Here is a 22,355-nt window from a genome sequence, read left to right as displayed (position 1 = left end):
TCATAGCCTGTTCTTTTGGTTATTTTTGTTATTCATGAGACGTTGAAAGACCGGTGCTAGCAGAATATAAAAAACAAAATTCCCTAATCCGTGCAACGTATCAAATGAAAGACCTGCAAGGTAATACGCCCAAAAATTAGTCAACCCGTAAATTTGCGTATCAATCACCGCTAAAACGAAGCCGTAGAGATAACCTGCCAGCAAACTATAAATCGCTTGAAGCCAAATAAAACGTTTGAAAAAGGGAATGGCATTTAACAAACAAGCAAATAAGAGAATCAGGGAAAAACCTGTAATCTGCGAAAAAGTCCAGACTCCCATCCCTAAATAAAAATTCGTAATCAAAAGCGAAAGCACAGTGACGATCACACCTCGCGAAAAGCCAAAATGCAAGGTAATCATAATCAGTAGCGTCGTCATCGGTTGTACATTCGGAATAAATTGAAACATTAAGCGCCCCACCACACAAGCAGCTGTCAGCAATGATAAAAAAGCAATCTCTTGCGTCGTAAAGGGTCTGATCGTATTTCCTCTCATAATGCTCCTCCTTCTAAAAAAAGATAGCACATCTTATCAAAAGAAGAAAGTAAGAAAAAAGACAACGATTATGAAAGCTCTTTCTTTGCGTAATGACCATTTTCTTGATAGAATACAAGTGTACCATGAATTTATTTTGAAGGAGGAAATAATGATGCCTGATTCTACAGAACGCTTAAATAAATTAGCGGAAGAAACAAGAGAAGAACGTCCTTTTGCAAAATTAGATAAGATGGAAAAAGAACTAAATTTAGATGAATCACCGGATGTCGACTTAGAAGATGCGGACGTGAATCCTGAACACCTTACGAAAAAAGCCTTTCTTGATGAGGAAGCAATCATTGAATTAACTGCGACACAACAACAAGCAAAATTTAATAATCAACCCCCGCGGTAGTCTTTTTTTATCCACCTAGTCATATTACCAATGCCATTTTTAAGTATTGATAACAGATATCACTTTCTGTTATCAATACTTTTTTTATTAGCCTTAATCTTCTTAAGAACATGGTTTAAAAGTCTATAAAATAACTTTTTTATTTTAACAAGTAATCAAGACTTCTAAATACAATCAGTTACTTAAACTATTACTCGAGTAGCCGATACTTTAAGTGAATCGCATCATATACTATTAATTTTAACTATAAAGGTGGTTATATCGTTTTGTTTCGAATGACAAAAGATGTCTGGCTAAAAATTGATTTATTAGAATTACTAGATAACCATACGGGGGCACTTTATTTTCATGAAATACTTGTTGCCTTCCCACAAATCAGTCTTTCAACACTTCAAAAAAAATGTCATGAATTGCAACAAGAAATTAAGAATTGTTACCTACAAGAAGAAGTACAACTAATTATTGATCGTCGAAACGGAATTGAACTAATCCGTGAAACAACCACTCTCCAAAAAATAATAGAGCGTCTTATTACTAAAGAGCTTCCCTATCAAATTAGTCAAAAATTTATTTATGAAGACTTGTTTAACACCGAAGATTTATGTCATGAGTTAGGAATCAGCCTTTCTCAACTGCGCAGAAAGATTACAGGGATCAATCACTTTATCAATGAGTATGATTTACATATTACTGTCTCGCATCAAATGAAATTATTTGGAAGTGAAAAACGAAGACGCTCCCTCTTGGTTTCAATGTTGTCACTGGCACATCGACAATTTTCTACTATAAATTGGATTGAAAACTCCACTTTTTATTTAAAACAGGCAGCTAAAATAATAGATTACTTAAAGCTCCCTAGCAGTTATCATTATCTCGAGACAATCGCTATTATTTCATTTGTGAATGAACAAGCAATCAAACGTTCCCGTAAAATCATTTTCCAAAATGACGAAAATGTTCTTCTACAAGCGATTCGGTTTCCTAAAAAACCATACTTTCTACTTCACTGGGACGAAAATGATTGGGGGTTCTTGATACTAACAATATATAGCATGCCTTTTACGACCGTCTCTCTTGGAATCGAAGAGTCTTTTAAACGTTCTTTTCGTAAAAATGCTATTTTTCTTGACTGGAAAATACTTTTTCAAACCTATTTTTCGCCTTTACAAACAGAACAAGAAGATATGCTATATCAGGAACTATTACGTCAATATATAACAATTCGACTTTTAAAAGTAAATTATATTTTTTCCAGTACGTATACCTTAAGCATTTTAAAAACCTTAGAAATATCTTATCAACACTATTTTCAAATTTTTTCCGATTTTTGGCAAGATTATGCCAAGCTCCACCCCTTCTTTAACTTGCTTCATGCTCAAGTAAATGCTTTATTGATTTGTGAAAATTTTGTAGCGTGGAATCACTATTTACCGCAAGTTACGCTCTTTGTGGATACACATCTCATGCCGACACTTGAAAAATGGATTGCTTCCAAAATCGCCAGTTCATTATCCGGAAAATACCACATTACTTTCACACAAAACCAAGAAAACGCTGATTTTATTATCACAACGTATCATGATACTCATTTTTTTAAAAAAGAAAAAATCATTTTAGTAGAACCGATTTTTTCCGCGAATGACTTGACGATCATCGAAAAAAGACTCGATGCTTTTTATCAATAAGCATCGAGTCTTTTCTTTTTTATATTTTTTGTTCTAAGGCCTGTAACAACGCCTCTTTGTCAGAAACAATTTCACCATTTAACTTGATGAGACCGGTTGTATAAAGATTTAAATAATGGAATTGATTTTCAGCAATTTCATTTAAAGCCGCAATTTTTTTAGGATGTGTTCCTCCTTGTTGACGAGAATCCGTATATAACCCAATAATCGGAATCCCTTTAGCATAAGCGACTCCGATTTCAGAAGCCACACCTGGATCGATGGCTAAACCATCTAAAACAGCAATCATTAATTGACTTTCGAGAATTTTATTCGTGTCTGCCAGAGCGATCATTTCGCTATTAGCATAAGCTGTTTTGTCATTAATCGCTAAATTTTCTTGTGGGAGATAGATTGCTAATTGTGGATAAGCTTTCCGAATTTCCTCAACAATAAAGGTATTATACAATCGTTCGCTTTCGGCAAACATCGGTGCTGCAAAATAAATATTCATCTTTTTTCTCCTTCATGTCCCCATTTTTAAAAGGTCTTTTAATCGTCAGATAAGTCTTTCATTAGAAGTAGTCACTGAAATATGGCGTGTTATCAGGGATAATTTCTTCTAATATCCGCAACGTGCTTTTGCTCGTTTGAATCCTCTCAACAAGTGACAAATAAGCTGCCCTACGATAATTCATTAACAAACAAGTGAGCGTTTGAATATCAAGATGCACCGCTTCACCAATTGCCTCACGAAGAACTTCTACTTGATTCGTTTCTTCATCCCAACGCAATCCAAAAACACCACGATTCCACTCCGCTAACGGATCAGAGACAACAAAATGAAACGAACTTTTAAAAGACTTAAACGGAAAGACTTTTAAGAATTCTTCCACATCGACAATTCGAGCCATGTAATACGGTTCAATCGTTTCTTTAATTTTACTATCTTCAAGTAAGAAAGATAATGGTTCGTTTTTATAAATATCGCCTTCAATGCGATAAACCATCGAAAAATGAGCCCCAATAAAATTCCATAGCCCATTTCTTGCCTCTTGGTTTAAATAAAACATTTCTTTCACGTGAAAAACTTCTTCGGCTACCCAATAAAAAAGAACCCCTTTTGCAACACCTGATGCATCATAATAAACAGCTGCAGTTCGTTCTTCTTCATTTTCATAACGCCAATATTCTTCCCAGTGGAAATCCGTTCGACTTAAAGCACCGTGATTTTTTTCGGCAAATTGCTGATAAACGTGGATAACATCTACATGATCAACGACATGTCTTTCAACTGTTCCTGAAACGTTCACGTGTTTCGGTAACTGGGTATCGCGAATGCTAAATGATAATTTATCCGACATGATTTCCCATCCTTTAGCCCGATAATAAGGAATACTATACGGATATAAATAAGAAATCCATTGTTTCTCCGCACGCATACTCTCTAAAGCCACTTTCACCAGTTCCAGGATTAATCCTTGTCTAGCATATTCCGGATAGGTACCCACGCCGGTGATGCCGCCCATTTTGTATTGTTTCCCATGGATATTCACTTCACACGGATAAATGGCAATTTGTGAAATCAACTGATCTTGATCAAACCAACCAAAAACTTTGGAATACAATAAAATTGGTTTTTTAGATTTGATCATTTCTCTCTTATCAGCATAACCACTCTCTTCAATATCGGATTCTGTAATTTGGAAAACATAACTTAATAATTCGTTAAATTGATTGAGATCTTTTTCTTCTAAGACTCTAATTTCTAATCCTTCAGCAAATTTTCGCTCCATCTACGTTCACTCCATTGATACTTTTTTTATAGTATAACAAAAACTCCATCAATTGTTTATCTTTTTCAAACGAATGTTATAACAAAAGGCTTTTATTCTCATTCTTTCGTTGGTATAATGAAAGAGCTGACTAATAGAAATGAGGAATAAATGAATGACTACTTTAGATGAAATGAAAAAACGCCAGCAGTTGATTCGAAACTTTTCGATTATTGCTCATATTGACCATGGAAAGTCTACACTAGCAGACCGTATTTTGGAACAAACCGCTACTGTGACTTCGCGTGAAATGCAAGCGCAACTGCTTGATTCCATGGATTTAGAAAGAGAACGTGGTATTACGATCAAATTAAATGCGGTCGAACTTAATTATACTGCAAAAGACGGAGAAACGTATACATTCCACTTAATCGATACCCCCGGACACGTCGACTTTACCTACGAAGTTTCTCGTAGTTTAGCTGCCTGTGAAGGAGCGATTTTAGTCGTTGATGCTGCGCAAGGGATTGAGGCACAGACTTTAGCGAACGTTTACCTCGCGTTAGACAACGACTTGGAAATTTTACCAGTCATTAATAAAATCGATTTACCTGCGGCTGATCCTGAAAGAGTCAGAAAAGAAATTGAAGATGTGATTGGACTTGATGCTAGTGAAGCAGTATTAGCCAGTGCTAAAGCCGGTATTGGAATTGAAGAAATTTTGGAACAAATTGTTGAAAAAGTTCCTGCCCCTTCCGGAGACGTTGATGCGCCTTTAAAAGCTTTAATCTTCGACTCTATCTATGATGCTTATCGTGGTGTTGTCTTAAATATTCGTGTCATTGATGGTGTCGTCCGACCAGGTGATAAAATTCAATTGATGAGTAACGGCAAAACGTTTGATGTGACAGAAGTTGGTGTCTTTTCACCAAAAGCCGTTGAGCGTGACTACTTAATGGTTGGTGACGTGGGTTATGTCACAGCTGCAATTAAAACGATTAAAGATACTCAAGTCGGTGATACCGTTACACTTGCCAATAATCCCGCAGAAAAAGCACTCGAAGGGTATCGTAAAATGACGCCAATGGTTTATTGTGGTCTCTATCCTATCGATAACTCACGATACAATGATCTGAGAGAAGCACTTGAAAAACTACAATTAAACGATGCGGCGTTACAATTTGAACCAGAGTCTTCTCAAGCACTTGGATTTGGTTTCCGCTGTGGTTTCTTAGGTCTGTTGCATATGGATGTTATCCAAGAACGCTTAGAGCGTGAGTTTAATTTAGATATGATTACGACTGCCCCGTCCGTTGTCTATCATGTCAACTTAACCGATGGAAGCACGGTCGTCGTTGATAACCCTGCTGAATTCCCGGATCCAGTACGCATTGAAAACGTGGAAGAACCTTACGTTAAAGCCCAAATCATGGTGCCAAATGAGTACGTCGGTGCTGTAATGGAACTCGCTCAAAGAAAACGTGGCGATTTTGTTACAATGGATTACCTCGATGAATTTCGTGTCAATGTTATCTACGATATTCCATTATCTGAAATCGTTTATGACTTCTTTGATAAATTAAAGTCCAGTACAAAAGGATATGCGTCACTTGATTATGAAATTTCTGGCTATCGTCCAAGTAATTTAGTCAAGATGGATATCTTGTTAAATGCCGAAAAAGTCGATGCGTTAAGCTTTATCGTTCACCGTAACTTCTCCTTCGAACGAGGAAAAGCAATCGTTGAAAAACTAAGAAAACTAATCCCGCGTCAACAATTTGAAGTACCTATCCAAGCAGCCATTGGACAAAAAATTGTTGCTCGTTCAGACATTAAAGCATTACGTAAAAACGTGCTAGCAAAATGTTATGGCGGAGACGTCTCTCGTAAACGTAAATTATTAGAAAAACAAAAACAAGGGAAAAAACGAATGAAACAAATCGGTTCAGTAGAAGTCCCTCAAGACGCCTTCATGGCCGTTCTGAAAATGGATGACGATGCCTAGGCTTTTGAATCAGCGTTTGTTTGAAAAAGACTGAAATATTTTAGCTGTTTTCAGTGAATCTCCCCCCATTCTTCCCCCATTGAAAAATTTTGTGGAAGAATTAAGTTGTAAGCTACAAAAAATAAGACCACTTTTAAAGAAGCGTATCAGCGTGCACAATTTGAAAGTGGTCTTTTTTTATATATTCTATAATTTAGTACTCCAAGAAAATAATTACCTATGAGGTAGATCTCCAAACAAAAAATACTATGAACTTAATGATAAAAATGAACGAGACATCGCAAACGATCTTGAAAAAATGATTAACGATCTTTCAGGGAACGGATTGCTCTTCTCGAAGGATTCAAGTGAAGTAGACAAAGAAACAAGAAAACTACTCATCGCTTCACTTGAACAATCTCTGCGTATCGCAAAAATGGAATCGAAAAAGAAATTTACACCTAAGAAACACCGAGATTAATCTACTATTCAAAAGGGGGTCAGCTTATGGTTATTGATTCTATCGACAAGAAAATCGAAATGTTGGTCTCGCATCATGAAACACGAGATCCTTATAAAATTGCGAAAAACATGGGTATTTTCGTTGTCGAAGAAGATTTAGGGGAAATATATGGCTATTACAATCACTATAAACGAATTAAGTTTCTTCATATCAATTCTCGTTTAAATGCAACAGAACGATTAGTAACGTGCGCCCATGAACTTGGGCACGCTATGTGCCACCCTAACGAAAACACCCCCACCCTCACTCATAGCAACTTAGTATCAGAATACAAGATAGAAAAAGAAGCAAATTATTTTGCTACAAAGTTGCTTGTTGATGGTAGTCACATTGAAGATTTTGTAACAGGAAAATATGATGTTTTAAGATATTATGGTTTACCGAAGTCTTTTGAGAGATTTTTGTGAACTTTTTCTCAATATTATTTAATGGAGGGATAAAATGAAAAAGTTATTGATATTAGGATTAAGCGTTTTATTTTTGGTAGGTTGTGATACGAATAATCAAAATGAACTCACTAATAAAGAAGAAATTACGTCTCTTTCTTCTGTTTATGACATAGATGCAGAATTCAAGAAAGCAAAAAAAATGGTAGAAGAAGATCTTACTAAACCTAAAAATCTTGGAATAAGTACGACTGACATCCTTAATATATTTACTCAAGAAACAGATAGTGATATATCCTTTCAAAAAGATTTTGAACAAGAGAACGGCATTGTAGCCAAGACGTACCAAAATGATTTAGGTACAATAAAGATGGTTTTATCTTTCGAAAAAGACAACGATACTTCATTCTCAGCTATTCTTTTCGCTGATAGTAGTAACGATAGTGCTAAAAAACAATATTAAACATTATTGATAAAATCAAAAATGAAATTCCTTCTAATTTACTTTCTAATATTGGTGAACTAGCAGAAGATTTTGGCGATGGCAGATATGCAGCAGGTTTTAAAGTAATAGATAGCCACAAGACATTCTCGTTATATAAAGATTTAAATCCGGATGATTTCCTTTCTGATATAAATCGTTTAAATGATGTAAAAAAAATGATTTTCGAACTTCGCTTTAAAGATCTCTCTTTGTATATCGAAAAATTTATAAATACAAATAAACCTAATGAAAATGATTTTAGCTATTCTTTATTGTCTTTATTGAGCGACGAAGATAAAAAAGAAATTATCGAGAACCTATTCGTGGATGAAGATAAGATTGAATTCAAAAACAAGCTTTACTATAAAAATAAAAATAATATATCGGAAAATACGTTAGTTGTTCCGTATATAAATGATAGTGGATTTTTAGTTTTAGATTCAGGATTTATTAAAAACGACTGGTTGTTTGCAAACAAAGTTATTTTCACAATTAACGATAAAGAAAATGTTGAAGTTTCAGATACCTCTCCTATTAGGAATGTTTTAGACAATGGAATGATAGAAGAAATAATAACTGGTGGATACCAAACAGATTCATTTGCGGAGAAATTCAATAACGCTACCGAGATAAATATTCGATTCAAAGGTAAAGATGAAGACTTTGATAGTGAGTTAAGTTTTGAAGAAGTGGAATCTATTCGGAGTTTATCTAAAATCAATGGGTTAAAAAATAAATTATCTAACGTTGTTTTTTACTACGAAAATAAATGAAATCATTGTAATGATGGTTAAATAATAAAACAGTTAGGAGAATGAGAATGGATAAGAAATTACTTGTGGTATGCGGAATCTCTATTGCGTTGATTGGAGGAGCATTTTTCATCGGCTCAACTCAAGCAAAAGCTGAATTAAACGATGAAATTGTAACAATTAAAATAGCAGAAGAAAAATATAATAATCTAATAAAAAATATCGAAACCTCTGAAAAAATGTTAGAGAGTTTAAAGCTTGATACAGATAATAAAAGAAATGATTTAGAAGAAGCAAAAAAGCTAATAGATCAAAAAGATTCTTTAAAAAAAGAAGTCAGTACCCTTACGTCGGAAATAGACTCAAAAACAGAAAGTGTTGAATCATTAACTCTTGATATCAATAATAAAAACAAGGAAATAGAAAGGCTCCAAAAAGGAATAGTAGAGTTAAAATCAAAACCAATAAAATTGCCTGCTGGGGATTTTACTGTGGGTGTTGATATTGATGCTGGAAGATACAGAGTCACTCCTAGCGGTAGTAACACAGGGAATTTCTCTGTTAACGACGGGAGAATAGCGGGTGTTATGTTAGGAAATGATTCCTATTCAGTAAAAGAGTATATTGTAACAGTATTAGATGGGGACGATATAACCCAAACTCTCCCAGTGATTTTTCAGGCAGTTGAATAGACAATTCGCATGAAATATCATTATTTATAATATTAAATTAATTAAAAACAGGAGGTTTCAAATGAAAAATAAGAAAGTTGTTATTTCGATTGCCATTATTGCAGTTGTTTTGTTAGGAGGTTTAGGATATTGGTATACACAAATTAAAGTCCCTTACGATAATTCCGTTAAAGCTTTTGAATTAGTAAAAAAATCTGTATTAGATAATAATAATGAATTAGAAAAAAATATTGAAAACTCAGAATTGGTTATAAAATCTGATAAAAAAGCTCTAAATGAAGACTTGATTACTGAACTAGAAAGTGAAATTTCTGTTGCTAAAGATTCAATAGTGATTGTTCCTGAATTACCAAAGAAAAAAATAGATATCGATAATGCAACAAAACAGTTGTCACCCATTAAAGATTACACCTCTATTATAAATAATCTAAACGCAAAAACAGAAGATGTTTTGTTAAGTATAAGCCAGCTAGAGCAATTAACAAACCCTTCTGAAGAATTTGTAATCTCAAGATTAGAGCCCATCGAAGATATTATTGAAATAAAAGCCGTTACCGAGGATAACGATCCTAATGGTCAGCTAAATAAAGCTGGTGGTTATACATCCGCCATCTTCTTTGCTAGCGATAAAATAGATCAGAGAGAAGTATCCGGAAGAGATGTAATAGATAAAGGGACAGTTGCTGGAGGATCAATCGAAGTATACCCTACTGTTGACGAAGCGGAGAGAAGAAATATGTATTTATCTGCTTTTGACGTAGGAATGCTATCGCCAGGATCGCATTCAACTATTGGAACGCTTGTAATTAGAACTTCATACAACCTAACAGCTACTCAACAAAAAGAACTAGAAGAAAAAATAATTAATGAATTAATTAGATTAAAATAAATCTTTAAACTATCAATTATTATTCAATAAATTAATCACATTAACTAGGAGAAAAAAATGAACACTTTGTTTGGGCTGTTAATGTTTGCGAGTATGGGCGGTGTTGTTTATGGAGGGTTTCACGGAGTAAAAAATCTTGTTAAGAGAAATAATCCAAGAAAAAAAGATGCTAAGCGCATCGCTTTAAGCTCTACGGCTGCTTTTGTTATTTCTATAGTTGGTATTGGAATGACTGATGGCTCTCCTGTTGAAAAACCTGCACAAGCTAATAATACGGAGCTAGTATCATCGGAAACAAAAGAAGATTCAAAAGAAGATTCAAAAGAACAAGAAAAGATAGAAAAAGAAAAGCTTGAAAAAGAAAGAATTGAAAAAGAAAAACAAGAAATTGAATTATTAGCTGCTAAGCAAAAAGAAGAACAGTCATCGTCTGATACAAAATTAAAAGACCTAAGAGCGACGCTCACCGATTTAGAATATGACGGTACACAAACCATCGAAATAAACGACAAAGAGCCTATCTTCGGCCCTCTCGACCTTTCATTAGAAAACGGCAGTTGGGAAACGTATGGAGATCTTGATAAGTTAAATCGTGCTACATCTGCCGAAGCGATGTTAAATCAAGATTTAATGCCTACTGAAAAACGTGGGGACATTTCGAATGTCGAGCCTACTGGATGGAAAAACAAGAAATTAGGTAAGAGCTATCTTTACAACCGTACTCATCTTATCGGATTTGCTCTTTCTGGCGAAAATGATAACTGGAAGAATCTTATTACAGGTACTACTCAGTTAAACAATCCTGAAATGCTACGTCATGAAATGGATATTAAATACTACCTGGAACAAGATAAAAACAATTACGTCCGCTACTCTGTCACTCCTATATTTAAAGATAATGAACTGTTAGCTCGTGGTGTTCATTTAATGGCAAAATCCGTCAATGATGATACGATTCGCTTTAACGTGTATATCTTCAATATTCAAGACGGCGTTGAATTAAATTATGCTGATGGTTCAAGCCTCACGGAAGAAGAAATAGCTGAGAAAGATCGTATCGCTGCTCAAAATGAAGATCAAGATCGCATTGCTGCCGAGGATGCTAGTGTACAAGCTGAACAAATAGAAGCTACTACTCAATCACAAGAAACGCAGTATGTTGATGCGAATGACCAAGGAACGATTAAAGGTTCCAATTCTGGAATTTATCATCTTCCAGGAAGTACGTATTATCATAAAACAACAAATGTGGCTCAATGGTTTAAAACCATTAGTGAAGCAGAAAACGCAGGCTATAGAGCGCCTAAAAGATAATCTACTTCCCCTTCCCAAGTAAAATCTATCGTTTGCTTATTGACCAATCATTCGAAAAGGGAAATGACTCCATCAAACGATTGCCTCGCTTATTTCAACGAACAACAATAAAAGAATCTCTCTGCCGTAGAAAATGTATCATTTTCTACGGCTTTTTTCTGTCTTCTAAAGATTTAATTATTTGTTCCCCTTCACAAACAGAACAAACGTTCGTATAATTAGTGTAATAAGCGAACGAAAGGAGAACAATCGATGTATTTTAATTATGATGATGAGCCTCGAAGTGATTATCTTTGTATTGATTGTCGATCTTTTTATGCAAGTTGTGAAGCTGTGCTACGTGGACTCAATCCGTTAGAAACGATGCTTGTAGTGATGAGTGGTGGTGATCGCCCAGGGGGATTAATTTTATCTGCTTCCCCTAAAGCAAAGGAAGTTCTCGGAATTTCCAACGTCACTCGACGATTCGAATTACCTGATCATCCGGATTTAATCATCGCCCCTCCTCAAATGCAAAAATATATTGAGATGAACTTACAAATGATGGAAACCATCACACAGTACGTCCCGGTCGAAGATATACATGTCTACTCCATCGACGAATTATTTATTCGCTATGATTATGTCAAAAAACTCTATCATCACACTGATGTGAAACTTTTTGCACTAGCGATCATGCGTCAAATTTTAAAAAAAACGGGTATTCCTACGGCAATCGGTATTGGAGACAACATGTTACTCGCAAAGCTTGCATTAGATAATGCGGCCAAAAAAAATGCAAATGCTATCGCGGAATGGCGCTATGAGACAATCGCACAAACCGTTTGGAACATAAAAGAGTTAAGCGATTTTTGGGGTATTGGTCATCAAACAAAAAAACGACTACTCGATAAAGGCATTCGAACCGTTGAGGAACTTGCGCATTATAATCCTTATCTATTGAAACAATCGATGGGTGCGCTGGGTGTGCAACTCCATGCTCATGCAAATGGAATTGATCGCAGCCAAATTGGAGACATCTATCAGCCAAGTGACAAAAGTTTGAGTCATTCACAGATTTTATTAACTGATTATGATAATCGTTCAACAATTAAAGTCATTATTCAAGAAATGAGTGATTTAGTGGCCTCGCGCTTAAGACAATCACATGTTAAAACAGAGTGTCTTTACTTAAGTATTGGGTATTCTAAAACAGAACGTGAAAAAGGATTTTCAAAACATTTAAAGATTCCAGCAACGAATGATCAAAAAGAAATGACGCACTACCTTTTTTATTTGTTTGATTCCTCGTATCAAATAGGAAAACCAGTAAGACAAGTGAGCGTGGGATGCACGAAGCTCGTTCAAGATATCAGTCTTCAACTTAATCTGTTTACGGATCCATACGAGCAACTCAATCAAGCAAAACTCAATCATTTACAAGATAAAATCAGAGAAAAATATGGATTTAGTAGCTTAATGTATGCTAGCTCATTACTAGAAGGTGCCACCGCTAAGAGTCGTGCCACAAAAATTGGCGGCCACTAACCGTTAAAAATATTAATTATTAGGAGGTTTTCACATGAATTATGGCAAGAATTATACCGATCGGGGAATCATGAAGTGGGCTGGAATGTATCTAGCCGAACATACGGCACAGTTAGAAGCGTTTCAAAAAAAGGAACATACACTTGTTACACAAAAAAAACAAATGAGTAGCCTTGAAATCGATGAGATCGTAGCCTGTGCTGTTTTAAAAAATGTAGCAGTCTGTATTCAAAAAGAAGCCCGCGATCTCAATGGTCATTATTATCCTGATGTTATTGGGAAAATCCAAGGATATGATAATCGCGGACTCTTCATTAATGCTGAAAAAGTGGATTTCGATGAAATACGCCACATCAACATCCAGGCAGCCATCAAATGGTTTGAGTAGCCCAAAAATAGCTTCCATTTTTTTCAATTCACTCTCACCTTTCGTCAAATTCATTGCGTTGGTAGTTTTCATTCGCCTTTTTTTCAAGTATAATAGGTTGTTAGGTGATGAAGTAAAAATACGGAGGTACGACATTTGAAAAAAATTAAAGTCAATTGGAATGAATGGATTATTCGTTTTGTCTTTTTAATGCTAGTGATTATTGGCTATCGCGTAGTGACCAACTACAAAGAAATCTTAGGGGCACTTCAAAACTTTGTAAGTGTGCTTTCGCCTTTTATATTAGGATTTGCCTTGGCATATTTATTAAACGGCGCACAAGAGCGAATCAAAGCTTTATTAGCGAAATCTAACAATCAATTTATCAAAAAAAATAAACACGGATTGAGTGTTCTCTTGTTATACATTGTGTTGATCCTCCTTCTGTTCTTAGCGTTGAACTATATGATTCCGCTACTTATTAGTAATATCATTGATTTGATGGGATTACTCCCAACGTTTATCAATTACTTAATTGATCTAGCCTCGAAAATCCAAATTAATGGATTAGAAAAACTATTTTCAATTGATGATCTGATCGCTTCGCTTTTAGGTGCGTTCTCTTTAGAAAAAATGTTGAATCAATGGACGCAATCATTAGCTTCAATTGGCCAATTATCACTTGGTCTCTCATCACTTGTCTTAAATGGTTTTCTAACATTCGTTATCTCAATCTATGTGCTGGTTTTTAAAGAATCCATTCTAGATTTCACGAATCGTTTTTTTGGTAAGTTATTACCGGAAAAAGCCTTTAGTAGTAGTAAATATTGGATTCATACGACAAATAAAGTCTTTTATAAATTTATTACTTCTCAATTTTTAGATGCTTGTATTATTGCCTTTTTATCGTCGATTATTCTAAGTGTATTAGGCGTCCCATTTGCCATTACTTTAGGAATCATTTTAGGGTTGGCGAACATGATTCCTTACTTTGGATCGATTTTCGCTTCAATCTTTGTGGCAATCGTTACACTCTTTACAAGTGGCCCTAGTTTAGCATTTGCCGTGTTAATTGCATTAACGATCCTTCAACAAATTGATGGTAATGTTATTGGCCCCCGGATTATGGCCGGCGCGTTGAATTTAAATCCGATTATCATCATTATTTCTATCACGATTGGTGGGGCGTACTTTGGTATTTTAGGAATGTTTCTTGCCGTTCCAATCGCAGCCATTATCAAAATCATCACAATGAATTGGTTAGGTGAAGATACAACTCCGATTATCGAGTCTCCGATCGAAGTCGAAACGACAGATATCAATGACGGCATATAATTCCTACTCTTTTATTTCGATTACTAGGTAATTGCTACACACAATAAAAAAGACTCGCTGGAAACAAATATATTTCCAGCGAGTCTTTTTTTGTGTACTTCTATTTCGTTCTTTGTTCATGTTTAATCGCGTTATTCTTCTTCTACCGGTCGATTTTCAAATACTAATTGGTCATTTAATAATTCTATCGTCACTTCCGTCTTAGGCATCACGCGACCAGAGACGATTTCTCGAGCCAACGGTGTTTCCACTTCTTTCGTAATGAAACGTCTAAGCGGTCGCGCACCATACGCAGGTTCATAAGAATTCTCCGCTAACCACGTTTTGGCTGCATCCGAAATAGTTAAATAGATTTCTTGTTGAGCAAGACGTGTTGCTAAGTGACTAATAATCTTCTCAACGATTCCTTTTACATCTTCTAAGCTTAGTGGCGTAAATAAAATGGTATCGTCAATCCGATTTAAGAATTCAGGTTTGAAGTGTCCACGTAACGTTTGCAACACTTGCTCTTCCACTTCTTCAGAAATATGCCCTTGCGCAGTTACACCTGACAATAAGAGTTGGGAACCGATGTTACTTGTCATAATCAATACGGTATTTTTAAAGTCAACTACGCGACCTTTTGAATCCGTTAAGCGTCCATCATCGAGTACTTGTAATAACAAATTAAAGACATCTGGATGGGCTTTTTCAATTTCATCGAGTAAGACAATCGTATAAGGATTGCGGCGTACTGCTTCTGTAAGCTGTCCACCTTCTTCGTAGCCAATATATCCTGGAGGTGCTCCGACTAAACGAGAAACCGCATGTTTTTCCATGTACTCACTCATATCAATTCGGACCATATGATTTTCAGCATCAAATAGATTTTCCGCTAACGCTTTAGCGAGTTCCGTTTTCCCAACCCCAGTAGGTCCTAAGAATAAGAACGAACCTAGCGGACGATTCGGATCTTGTAAACCTGCTCGTGAGCGAATCACGGCATCACTCACTGCATTCACGGCTTCATCTTGACCGATTACTCGTTGGTGAAGTGTCTCATTTAACTTCATCAGTTTTTCCCGTTCACCTTCTACGAGTTTTGTAACGGGGATACCGGTCAGACGACCAACGACTACTGCAATTTCATTTTCCGTTACAGATTCTTGGACCATTTTCCCTTGTTCGAGTTGATTTTTTCGTTCTAGCTCAGCTAATTCCTTTTCTAATTGCGGAATTGTGCCATGACGTAGAACCGCCGCTCTTTCTAAATCGTAATTGTTTTCCGCATCTTCTAATTCATGTTTCGCTTTGTCAATTTCTGCTCGTTTATTGGATAAGACATTGACTTCTTCTTTTTCAGTTTCCCACTGCATCTTCATTTGATTGGCTTCTTCTCGTAATTCAGCTAACTCTTCTTGAAGAACCCCTAATCTTTTTTTAGAAGCATCATCGGACTCTTTCTTCAAAGCGGCTTCTTCAATTTCCAATTGCATCAAACGACGAATCACTTGATCTAACTCTGTTGGCATGGAGTTCATTTCCACTCGAATTGTCGCCGATGCTTCATCCATCAAATCAATGGCTTTATCAGGTAAAAAGCGGTCGGTAATATAACGATCAGATAACACGGCAGCCGCAACTAAGGCGTTGTCATGAATGTTTACGCCATGATGAATTTCAAAACGTTCTTTCAGTCCACGTAAAATCGAAATCGTATCTTCGACCGTTGGCTCTTGAACGAGTACTTTTTGGAAACGACGTTCGAGCGCTTTATCTGATTCCATGTATTCACGGTATTCATCGAGCGTCGTTGCGCCAATCGTATGCAATTCTCCTCGGGCAAGCATTGGTTTGAGAATATTCCCAGCATCCATACTACCTTCCGTTTTTCCAGCTCCTACGATTGTATGAATTTCATCAATAAATAAAATAATACGACCTTCTGATTTTTTGACTTCTTGTAAGACCGCTTTTAGTCTTTCTTCAAATTCTCCACGGAATTTCGCACCGGCAATTAACGAGCCCATGTCTAATGAAAAAATGGTTTTATCTTTTAAATTCTCTGGTACGTCTTTACGAACAATTCGTTGTGCCAGACCCTCAACAATGGCCGTTTTACCGACCCCTGGTTCCCCAATTAAAACCGGATTATTTTTTGTTTTCCGGGTTAGAATTCGAATCACATCTCGAATCTCTTCATCACGTCCGATAATTGGATCCATCTTACCATTTTTCACAAGTTGAACTAAATCAACACCGTATTTTTCAAGCGCTTTGTATTGTTCTTCTTGATTTTGTGATGTCACACGATCCCCTCCTCGAATTTCTTCAATATTTTTACGTAATTCTTTTTCAGTTATTCCTTGTTGTTTTAAATATTTCGTTAAGACATAATTTTTTAATTGCATTAAGGCTAAGACAACGATTTCCGTTGATAAATACTCGTCACCAAACGCATTTTTTAGTTGATCGGCTTCATTAAACAATTGAAATAAATTTTGACTCATCGATTGCCCGTATTGGACATTCCCACCAGAAACAGTTGGTCGACGATCGAGTTCTTTGTCGATTTCGGTTTCAAAAGCATCCACATCGACACCTGCATCTGCATAGAAGTTACGAGCAAATTGGTTTGGTTGCATAAAAATTTTCCATAAATGAACGATATCAATTTCTTGATGATGACGGGTAATCGCGACTTGTTGCGCTTCAGACAGTGCACTTTGTAAAGTGGTAGTCATTTTTTCAATATTCATTTAGTTGTTCCTCCCATCTTGAAGTTTTAACTTCATTTATTATTATAATCAATTGGTCAACATTGGTCAAATAAAAACCTTTTTAAATAATCGCTATTGAAGAAGGCACTATAATCATTTCAATGTTGTAAAAAAAATGAAAAAATAGAGTAAAAAGAGCATCCACCTTCTCTTTTTACTCTATTTTTTTAGCTCACGCTTGATGAACCCATTCGTTGAAACGACATAGATTAGGCCTACTAAAAACGGAATCAAGAATGTCGCGTAACGATACAGTAACAACGAAGACGCCGCATCGACAGTTCCAACTAACGCTCTAAAAACAACTAGATAGGCAAAATCAAATGAACCGATACCAGCCGGCGTAGGAATAACACCCGCAATCACGGTGACAAAGCTAATTAAACCAATCGTCCAGAAAATATTTATTTCCGGATAATCACTGACTAAACAGGCATACGGAATAATAAACCACGCGAGAATTTTCACGATACTCCAAAAATAGACTTTATACAGTACCGTTTTATTTTGCATCGTTTCGTGTAACATTCGTCTTAAGGCATTAATTTGGATATTTCCTCGATCAACTACAGCACGTGCTTTGTCATTTTTTAAAAAACGATTGCACAAACTCATTAATCCAATTTGCAATTTGATTGATAAGGCCGCCAAAAGGAGTCCTCCAGAGAGTGCCGCATTAATCAGTATACTCATAATCAATACCCAGAAAAAACTAGGCGACGTGGCATATAATTCTCTAAAACTCAAACTTAACGCGATTATAGCAATGGTAAGTGTCGAAATCTTAAAAAAAATAAATCGTAAAATCGCAACGCCAACACCTTGAGAAACCGTCATTTGTTTACGATGATAAAAATTAATTTCTGCAAAAATCGTTCCTGTACCAAATGTAATCAGTCGGTAAAAAGCCGTATAACAGGAAGCCATCATGCCATTCCAGGTCGTAAAGGTTTGAGAGAATGGTGCAACGGTTTCTTTGAGCATCTTCCCTTCTAAAAATAAATAACCCATTCCTAAGCTTGTCACAATAATCAAAAGACGCAGACTCGTTTGACCTAATTGCTGAAAAATATCTCCAAAAGAAGCACGTAGATAATAGGCGATAAATGCTAAAAAAATGAGTAATATGAGTACTTTTACTAAAAATTTCATCGTATTTGTTGTCTTATTTGATGTTGCCAAATCGCCACTTCCTTCTTGGTCAGTCATTCTTATCATACCATTTTTAGAGGAGGTGTACAGAAAAAAAACCATTATTTATGCGAAAATAATGGTTTTTTCGTAAGCGACAGGTGCCTTATCGTGAAAAGCTGAAAAAGGGAATCTAATCAGGCTATTGTGCAGGTAACTTAAAGTTAAAGAAAAGATGAAATATATTTATTTCGCATTCAATTCTGCTATTTTTACAATAACATCAGTTGCTTTTTCCATCGATTCTAACGCAACAAACTCAAAGCGGCCATGCATATTTTCGCCACCCGCAAAAATATTTGGTGTAGGAATTCCCATGAAAGAAATTTTCGAACCATCTGTTCCACCGCGGACGGGTTCAATAATTGGGGTAATTCCTAATTCAATCATCGCATTTTTAGCCAGTTCTACAATGCTCATGTCTTTTTCAATGACTTCTTTCATATTGTAATAGTTATCTTCTAACGTCATTTGGACACGTTCTTCGCTAAAACGAGCATTGATTTGAGATTGAATGGTGCGGACAAGTTCCTTGCGTGCTTGGAATTTTTCACGGTCATGATCACGAATAATAATGGATAATTTTGCTTCTTCTGGATTTCCTTCAAAGCTCATCAAATGGAAAAATCCTTCTGATCCTTCGGTTTTTTCAGGAACTTCATCAGCCGGCAAGGCATTGTTAAATTCAATTCCTAATAAGACTGCATTGATCAGCGTATCTTTGGCCGTGCCAGGATGAACGTTTTTACCGTAAATGGTAATATCCGCTTGGGCAGCATTAAACGTCTCGTACTGCAATTCGCCCACGGGACCGCCATCCATCGTATAAGCAAAATCAACCGCAAATTGCGCGACGTCAAATTTATCCGCGCCCACACCAATTTCTTCATCAGGACCAAAAGCAACCTTAATTTCACCATGTTTGATTTCAGGGTTTGCAAGTAAGACTTCCATGGCCGTCATGATTTCTGCAATCCCCGATTTATCATCTGCTCCAAGTAACGTGGAGCCATCCGTTGTAATTAGTGTCTGTCCTTGATAATTTTTTAAGTTAGGGAAATCCTCAATATTTAACGTGTATTTCCCTTGTGCATCTAACGAAATCGTTGACTCACCATCGTAATTTTCGACGATTTTTGGTTGAACGTTCACTGCATTAAAATCAGCCGTGTCTAAATGGGCAATAAAGCCAATCGAAGGGACTTTCTTGTCAGTGTTTGCAGGTAACGTTGCCGTTAAAAAACCATTCGCTTCATTGTAAAAAACATCCGACATGCCTAATTCTTCTAATTCTTTTTTTAGAATCATCGCAAAATCGACTTGTGATTGCGTTGATGGTGTCGTCTTGCTCGTTGGATCTGATTGCGTTTCAATTTGAACATAACGTAAAAAACGGGGTAATAAATTGTCATATTTCATTTTACTTTTTCTCCTCATCTATCATCTATCTTGGAAAGGATTCGTATTCGTCCGGGAAGGAATAATCGCAACATCCCATTCTTCTGTTTTTTTCCATTTTTCTAATATTTCTACTACTTTAGGGACACAAAGCACTTCAATATGGTGTCCAGGATCAATCACAGTCAACCCTGCAGCTTGCATATCATGAGCTGTATGATAGTAGACGTCCCCGGTAAGATAAACATCTGCTCGGTGTTTTAAAGCATCAACATAAAACTTCTCACCTGAACCACCACAAATAGCAATGCGCTTAATGTGTTTTTTAGGATTCGTGGGTTCGATTACGCGTAGTGTCTCTAAATCAAAGCAACGTTTTACTTTCTCAACAAAATCATCAAGCGACATGGCTTCTTTTAACGAACCTACTCGTCCGACGCCATAAGTCTGCGGCGGATTGTGTAAAGAGAGGATATCATAAGCCGGTTCTTCATAAGGATGAACCGCAAGCATCGCTTCTATCACTTGACGTTCAATCGTTTCAGGATAGATGACTTCAATTCTTTCTTCAGAAACTTCTTCCGGTTGATGCGCTACGCCAATGGTCGGGTCTGCCGACTCAGTAGGTGTAAAGCGTCCAATACCGGACATGGAATAACTCGTATGATGGTATTCGCCTTGTGATCCTGCTCCTGCATCGCCCAATGCTTGTCGCATCGTATGAGCATTATCTTTTGGTGTAAACACGACTAATTTGCGCAAAGCCACTTCATGCGTTTTTGTTAGATAATGATCGACTTCCACTCCTAAAGCTTCACAAAACCAATCATTTAAGCCATTTTGAGCAATATCCATATTCGTATGTGCTGCATAAACCGCAATGTCATGCTTAATCAAATCCAAATACATTTTAGTTTGCGGATTTTCAGGCGTCAAGCGCTGAATCGGACGAAAAATTGGCGGATGTTTTGCAATAATGAGATCGACTTGCTTTTCGATTGCTTCTGCAACGACTTCTGGACGAACGTCTAAGGTAACCATGATACGCTCAATATTGCGATCAAGCTCTCCAATATGTAACCCAACCGGATCGCCTTCTTCTGCCAACCATAAAGGGAAACGCGTTTCGAAACGACGAATCACTTCTAAGCCATTCACCATTATGCTAAGACCTCCTCGATCCATTGTAATTGTTCTTTGACTTCTGCTATTTTTTCCAGAGGTAATTCTTGCGCTTTTGTTAATTCTTTGAGCACGCGTTGTTTATTCGTTAACTCTTTTTGCCATTTTTGTAAGAAAATAAGCGATCGCTCCTTTAATAAAATCGGTCCAAAAAACAACTCTTTCTTTGAATACGACAAGTTACGATCACTGGGAATCGCTACAATGATTTCATAAATTTTTTGATTTTCTTCTAGTATTTCTTCATGACGAATTTCATAGTCATTTCGTATCAACCAGTTTCGCAACGTTGCTTCACCCACATTGGGTTGTAAAATCAAGGTTTCATTATCTGTTAGTTGTCCTTGTTGTTTACCATTTTCTAATATGTTGCGAATCAAGGCGCCACCCATTCCAGCAATGGAAATCGCATCAATCTGATCTTCTGCATGGATTGCCGCGAGACCATCTGCTAACCGAACAATAATCTGATTTTCTAAGCCGTTTTTTGCTACTTGTTTCTTTGCCGATTCATATGGCCCTCTAACGACTTCTCCCGCAACGGCAAAAGGAATTTGCTGCTTTAATACTAAGTAAGTAGGTAAATAAGCATGATCGGAACCGATATCCGCTAAACGTGCACCGAGTGGAACTTGTTTTCCGACTTGCATTAACCTTGATGATAAAACTTGTTCATTCACTAAAAAAACAACCTCCAAAATAAAATGATAAGAGAGTTGCGACAGGAAATCGTCGCAACTCTTAAAAAGAAATTACTTCACTAATTCCACCGAAAGAATTGAATTCCCTGGAATTTGCGGTGGGATGGACATGGTCATGATCGCTGGGTGATCCAACGATACTTTCAGTTTATCGCCCGCTTTTAGATCATTAAAATCAAAATCCAGTGTTGTAGGATCAACATTAATTGCCACCCCGTCATTAAACGAAGTCGTCGCATTTTCGGAATCTTGCACGGCTTCTACATCGGTTAGTAAAATTTGGACAGCTGATTCTTGTGTTTCTAATTCTGTTACACTTTCAACCGTTGCTGTAAAAATGGTCACGATTTCTTCCTCCTTCGTTGTAGACATGCTATTGCTACTTTCAACCATCGACTCACTCTGAGTCGATTCGGTATTTGTTGTTGTTGTACAGGCACCTAGTAACATCACTGAAAATAAGATTAAACTACCATTGATTATTTTTTTCATACTGTG

21 protein-coding genes are annotated in these 22,355 nt (G+C 36.4%); 12 read left to right on the top strand and 9 right to left on the bottom strand.

Translation table 11 applies throughout. The features are described from left to right. Positions 1–537, bottom strand: coding sequence for an ECF transporter S component (locus tag IGI68_RS09735; RefSeq protein WP_438732514.1), 537 nt, complete (start codon positions 535–537; stop codon positions 1–3). Positions 538–691: 154 nt separating this feature from the next. On the opposite strand from IGI68_RS09735, the gene IGI68_RS09730 reads away from it, so the two are divergent. Both IGI68_RS09730 and IGI68_RS09725 read left to right on the top strand, forming a co-directional pair. After that, positions 692–934 (top strand): hypothetical protein, encoded by a 243-nt coding sequence (locus tag IGI68_RS09730; RefSeq protein ID WP_438732512.1) that lies wholly within the window; start codon positions 692–694, stop codon positions 932–934. 275 nt (positions 935–1,209) lie between these two features. Further along, positions 1,210–2,619, top strand: a complete 1,410-nt coding sequence (locus tag IGI68_RS09725; protein WP_438733272.1) for a helix-turn-helix domain-containing protein — start codon at positions 1,210–1,212, stop codon at positions 2,617–2,619. A gap of 19 nt (positions 2,620–2,638) precedes the next feature. Here the strand turns inward: IGI68_RS09725 and IGI68_RS09720 are convergent, their stop codons facing one another. Both IGI68_RS09720 and IGI68_RS09715 read right to left on the bottom strand, forming a co-directional pair. Beyond that, positions 2,639–3,112: a nucleoside 2-deoxyribosyltransferase gene (locus IGI68_RS09720; RefSeq protein WP_438732510.1), complete on the bottom strand. Its 474-nt coding sequence runs from the start codon at positions 3,110–3,112 to the stop codon at positions 2,639–2,641. Between the two features lie 61 nt (positions 3,113–3,173). After that, positions 3,174–4,394 carry a GNAT family N-acetyltransferase gene (locus tag IGI68_RS09715; RefSeq protein WP_071873742.1) on the bottom strand — a complete coding sequence of 407 codons (1,221 nt, stop codon included), beginning with the start codon at positions 4,392–4,394 and terminating at the stop codon, positions 3,174–3,176. A 154-nt stretch (positions 4,395–4,548) separates the two neighbouring features. On the opposite strand from IGI68_RS09715, the gene lepA reads away from it, so the two are divergent. The 10 genes from lepA (at position 4,549) to IGI68_RS09665 (ending at position 14,626) form a co-directional block, all read left to right on the top strand. Next, positions 4,549–6,378: a translation elongation factor 4 gene (gene lepA, locus IGI68_RS09710; RefSeq protein WP_071873741.1), complete on the top strand. Its 1,830-nt coding sequence runs from the start codon at positions 4,549–4,551 to the stop codon at positions 6,376–6,378. Between the two features lie 486 nt (positions 6,379–6,864). Continuing rightward, positions 6,865–7,287, top strand: coding sequence for an ImmA/IrrE family metallo-endopeptidase (locus IGI68_RS09705; RefSeq protein WP_438732507.1), 423 nt, complete (start codon positions 6,865–6,867; stop codon positions 7,285–7,287). A 34-nt stretch (positions 7,288–7,321) separates the two neighbouring features. Then, complete coding sequence (locus tag IGI68_RS09700) at positions 7,322–7,729, top strand: hypothetical protein (protein ID WP_438732505.1); 408 nt, start codon at positions 7,322–7,324, stop codon at positions 7,727–7,729. A gap of 197 nt (positions 7,730–7,926) precedes the next feature. Beyond that, the gene (locus IGI68_RS09695) at positions 7,927–8,523 is read left to right on the top strand and encodes a hypothetical protein (RefSeq protein ID WP_438732503.1); all 597 of its coding nucleotides are present in this window, start codon (positions 7,927–7,929) and stop codon (positions 8,521–8,523) included. Between the two features lie 47 nt (positions 8,524–8,570). Next, the gene (locus tag IGI68_RS09690; RefSeq protein WP_438732501.1) at positions 8,571–9,194 is read left to right on the top strand and encodes a hypothetical protein; all 624 of its coding nucleotides are present in this window, start codon (positions 8,571–8,573) and stop codon (positions 9,192–9,194) included. A 61-nt stretch (positions 9,195–9,255) separates the two neighbouring features. Then, on the top strand, positions 9,256–10,083 hold the full coding sequence (locus IGI68_RS09685; protein WP_438732499.1) for an EbhA: 828 nt from the start codon (positions 9,256–9,258) through the stop codon (positions 10,081–10,083). Positions 10,084–10,149: 66 nt separating this feature from the next. Next, complete coding sequence (locus tag IGI68_RS09680) at positions 10,150–11,397, top strand: DNA/RNA non-specific endonuclease (protein ID WP_438733270.1); 1,248 nt, start codon at positions 10,150–10,152, stop codon at positions 11,395–11,397. Between the two features lie 252 nt (positions 11,398–11,649). Continuing rightward, positions 11,650–12,924 carry a Y-family DNA polymerase gene (locus tag IGI68_RS09675; RefSeq protein ID WP_438732497.1) on the top strand — a complete coding sequence of 425 codons (1,275 nt, stop codon included), beginning with the start codon at positions 11,650–11,652 and terminating at the stop codon, positions 12,922–12,924. A gap of 34 nt (positions 12,925–12,958) precedes the next feature. Then, complete coding sequence (locus IGI68_RS09670; RefSeq protein WP_071873738.1) at positions 12,959–13,312, top strand: hypothetical protein; 354 nt, start codon at positions 12,959–12,961, stop codon at positions 13,310–13,312. A gap of 135 nt (positions 13,313–13,447) precedes the next feature. Next, positions 13,448–14,626, top strand: a complete 1,179-nt coding sequence (locus IGI68_RS09665) for an AI-2E family transporter (protein WP_438732495.1) — start codon at positions 13,448–13,450, stop codon at positions 14,624–14,626. A gap of 131 nt (positions 14,627–14,757) precedes the next feature. On the opposite strand, the gene clpB is transcribed toward IGI68_RS09665, so the two are convergent. The 6 genes from clpB to IGI68_RS09635 form a co-directional block, all read right to left on the bottom strand. Beyond that, positions 14,758–17,364 (bottom strand): ATP-dependent chaperone ClpB, encoded by a 2,607-nt coding sequence (clpB, locus tag IGI68_RS09660; RefSeq protein ID WP_438732493.1) that lies wholly within the window; start codon positions 17,362–17,364, stop codon positions 14,758–14,760. Between the two features lie 180 nt (positions 17,365–17,544). Further along, entirely contained in the window at positions 17,545–18,594 is a 1,050-nt protein-coding gene (locus IGI68_RS09655; RefSeq protein WP_169818071.1) for a lysylphosphatidylglycerol synthase transmembrane domain-containing protein, read from the bottom strand. Between the two features lie 168 nt (positions 18,595–18,762). Then, positions 18,763–19,995 carry a peptidase T gene (gene pepT, locus IGI68_RS09650; RefSeq protein WP_438732491.1) on the bottom strand — a complete coding sequence of 411 codons (1,233 nt, stop codon included), beginning with the start codon at positions 19,993–19,995 and terminating at the stop codon, positions 18,763–18,765. Between the two features lie 21 nt (positions 19,996–20,016). Beyond that, positions 20,017–21,138 (bottom strand): Nif3-like dinuclear metal center hexameric protein, encoded by a 1,122-nt coding sequence (locus IGI68_RS09645; RefSeq protein WP_084131106.1) that lies wholly within the window; start codon positions 21,136–21,138, stop codon positions 20,017–20,019. Further along, positions 21,135–21,836 carry a tRNA (adenine(22)-N(1))-methyltransferase gene (locus tag IGI68_RS09640; RefSeq protein WP_438732489.1) on the bottom strand — a complete coding sequence of 234 codons (702 nt, stop codon included), beginning with the start codon at positions 21,834–21,836 and terminating at the stop codon, positions 21,135–21,137. Before IGI68_RS09640 ends, IGI68_RS09645 begins: the two co-directional genes overlap by 4 nt. Positions 21,837–21,908: 72 nt before the next feature. Next, complete coding sequence (locus IGI68_RS09635; RefSeq protein ID WP_071873733.1) at positions 21,909–22,349, bottom strand: hypothetical protein; 441 nt, start codon at positions 22,347–22,349, stop codon at positions 21,909–21,911. Positions 22,350–22,355 lie beyond the last annotated feature (6 nt).

Source organism: Enterococcus sp. DIV1314a, assembly GCF_051713805.1.
GTDB classification, from domain to species: domain Bacteria; phylum Bacillota; class Bacilli; order Lactobacillales; family Enterococcaceae; genus Enterococcus_I; species Enterococcus_I aquimarinus.
Note: the sequence above shows the minus strand (reverse complement) of the source record. Positions and strands in the feature narration are given on the sequence as shown.

Bases quoted from the DNA above. Each gene is read 5' to 3' on its own strand.
- IGI68_RS09720 (WP_438732510.1), bottom strand. From the start codon at position 3,112: ATGAATATTTATTTTGCAGCACCGATGTTTGCCGAAAGCGAACGATTG.
- pepT (WP_438732491.1), bottom strand. From the start codon at position 19,995: ATGAAATATGACAATTTATTACCCCGTTTTTTACGTTATGTTCAAATT.
- IGI68_RS09690 (WP_438732501.1), top strand. From the start codon at position 8,571: ATGGATAAGAAATTACTTGTGGTATGCGGAATCTCTATTGCGTTGATT.
- IGI68_RS09715 (WP_071873742.1), bottom strand. From the start codon at position 4,394: ATGGAGCGAAAATTTGCTGAAGGATTAGAAATTAGAGTCTTAGAAGAA.
- IGI68_RS09700 (WP_438732505.1), top strand. From the start codon at position 7,322: ATGAAAAAGTTATTGATATTAGGATTAAGCGTTTTATTTTTGGTAGGT.
- IGI68_RS09705 (WP_438732507.1), top strand. From the start codon at position 6,865: ATGGTTATTGATTCTATCGACAAGAAAATCGAAATGTTGGTCTCGCAT.
- IGI68_RS09730 (WP_438732512.1), top strand. From the start codon at position 692: ATGCCTGATTCTACAGAACGCTTAAATAAATTAGCGGAAGAAACAAGA.
- IGI68_RS09675 (WP_438732497.1), top strand. From the start codon at position 11,650: ATGTATTTTAATTATGATGATGAGCCTCGAAGTGATTATCTTTGTATT.
- IGI68_RS09735 (WP_438732514.1), bottom strand. From the start codon at position 537: ATGAGAGGAAATACGATCAGACCCTTTACGACGCAAGAGATTGCTTTT.
- IGI68_RS09670 (WP_071873738.1), top strand. From the start codon at position 12,959: ATGAATTATGGCAAGAATTATACCGATCGGGGAATCATGAAGTGGGCT.
- IGI68_RS09635 (WP_071873733.1), bottom strand. From the start codon at position 22,349: ATGAAAAAAATAATCAATGGTAGTTTAATCTTATTTTCAGTGATGTTA.
- IGI68_RS09695 (WP_438732503.1), top strand. From the start codon at position 7,927: ATGATTTTCGAACTTCGCTTTAAAGATCTCTCTTTGTATATCGAAAAA.
- lepA (WP_071873741.1), top strand. From the start codon at position 4,549: ATGACTACTTTAGATGAAATGAAAAAACGCCAGCAGTTGATTCGAAAC.
- IGI68_RS09725 (WP_438733272.1), top strand. From the start codon at position 1,210: ATGACAAAAGATGTCTGGCTAAAAATTGATTTATTAGAATTACTAGAT.
- clpB (WP_438732493.1), bottom strand. From the start codon at position 17,364: ATGAATATTGAAAAAATGACTACCACTTTACAAAGTGCACTGTCTGAA.
- IGI68_RS09685 (WP_438732499.1), top strand. From the start codon at position 9,256: ATGAAAAATAAGAAAGTTGTTATTTCGATTGCCATTATTGCAGTTGTT.
- IGI68_RS09655 (WP_169818071.1), bottom strand. From the start codon at position 18,594: ATGACTGACCAAGAAGGAAGTGGCGATTTGGCAACATCAAATAAGACA.